Here is a 1265-nt window from a genome sequence, read left to right as displayed (position 1 = left end):
AGGGCCTGATCACGGCCCGCGACCGAGCCTGGCAACTGGAGGTGGAACGCCACCGGGCCCAGGGCACGTCCGCAAGCTTCCTCGGTCGCGGGCCGTGATCAGGCCCTGTGCGTGGGCCAGTGCGGTCGCGGTGGTGGCGCGGAGGTGCGGGATGCCGAAGGTGTCGCGGTAGGTCTCTGTGGTCATTCTGGGCAGCCCCTCAATTTTAGGTTAGCCTTGCCTAAGTCAGGCAGCGTACGTGAGGGGTGGAGGCGGTATGGCGCAGGGGCGGGGCTGGGAAGGTGCGGTTCTGAAGCTCATGCGGGCCAGGGACTTCACCCTCACCGTGACGGCGAACGAGCAGGTCAGCGCCGAGTACCGGCGTATCCGCGTCACCGACGGCGGGCTCCTCGCCGCGAACCCCGTGCACCCGACCATGTGGGTGCGGCTGTGGTTCCAGAACGCCGGGCGGCCCCACCAGCGGGCGTACACGCTGGTCGATCCCGACCCGGAGAGCGGTACGTTCACGCTGGAGTTCGCGCTGCACGAGGGCGCCGCCAGCGACTGGGCCCGTGAGGTCCGGGCCGGCGACACGATCGAGGCGACCGTCCAGGGGACCGGCTTCGAGGCGCCCGTACCCGGGCCCGGCCATGTCCTCGCGATCGGCGATCCCGCGTCGCTGCCCGCGATCAACTCCCTTCTCGACTCGATGAGTTCCATCGAGTCGACCGTGTGGTTCGAGGGCGGGGGCGACGAGTTGCCCTTCCGGCACGGTGTACGGCGGGTGCCGCGCGGGGAGTTGGTCGAGCGGGTTCGGCGGGAGCTGCCGGAGGTCCTCGCGGGGGCGGAGGCGCCGTACGTGTGGATCGCGTGCGACACGCGTACGACTCGGGCGCTCTCGGCGTACGTCCGCAAGGAGCTCGGCGTCGCCAAGGAGCGGGTCCATGCGCTGGGGTACTGGCGCGCGGGGTGACCCTTTCGGCGGGATCATCTGGGTATGGACGTCACCCTGCATCTTGCACAGGATTCCGCGGCCGATGAGTTGCTCGGGCGGTCGGCTCTGGCGGCGCTGGTGGGGATGCTGCTGGATCAGCAGGTTCCGATGGAGTGGGCCTTCAGGGGGCCTCGGACCATCGCGGATCGGTTGGGGGTCGAGGATCTCGATGCGCGGGAGATCGCCGGGATGGATCCTGAGCGGTTTGCTGCGCTGCTTTCCGAGAAGCCTGCGGTGCATCGGTATCCCGGGTCGATGGCCTGGGGGTCCCCCCTGCTCGAAGAGCTTGGGG

General features: G+C 69.6%; 2 protein-coding genes and 2 pseudogenes. 3 read left to right on the top strand and 1 reads right to left on the bottom strand.

From position 1 onward, the window contains the following. Nucleotides 1-86 (top strand): annotated as a pseudogene (locus tag AOK24_RS52940) (penicillin acylase family protein); the annotation flags it as partial. Nucleotides 87-126: 40 nt separating this feature from the next. Here AOK24_RS52940 and AOK24_RS52935 read toward each other — a convergent pair. Continuing rightward, nucleotides 127-186, bottom strand: a pseudogene (locus AOK24_RS52935) (hypothetical protein); the annotation flags it as partial. Nucleotides 187-256: 70 nt separating this feature from the next. On the opposite strand from AOK24_RS52935, the gene AOK24_RS42545 reads away from it, so the two are divergent. Further along, a complete protein-coding gene (locus AOK24_RS42545; RefSeq protein WP_055725217.1) occupies nucleotides 257-952 on the top strand; it encodes a siderophore-interacting protein in 696 nt (231 codons plus the stop codon). Nucleotides 953-976: 24 nt separating this feature from the next. Further along, nucleotides 977-1265, top strand: a 289-nt coding sequence (locus AOK24_RS42540) for an HhH-GDP family DNA glycosylase (protein ID WP_478078793.1), incomplete at its 3' end; no start/stop codon positions are given.

It is taken from the genome of Streptomyces niveiscabiei, assembly GCF_001419795.1.
GTDB lineage: Bacteria > Actinomycetota > Actinomycetes > Streptomycetales > Streptomycetaceae > Streptomyces > Streptomyces niveiscabiei.
Note: the sequence above shows the minus strand (reverse complement) of the source record. Positions and strands in the feature narration are given on the sequence as shown.

Excerpts from the sequence above, each read along its gene's own strand:
- AOK24_RS42545 (WP_055725217.1), top strand. The coding sequence starts at position 257 with ATGGCGCAGGGGCGGGGCTGGGAAGGTGCGGTTCTGAAGCTCATGCGG.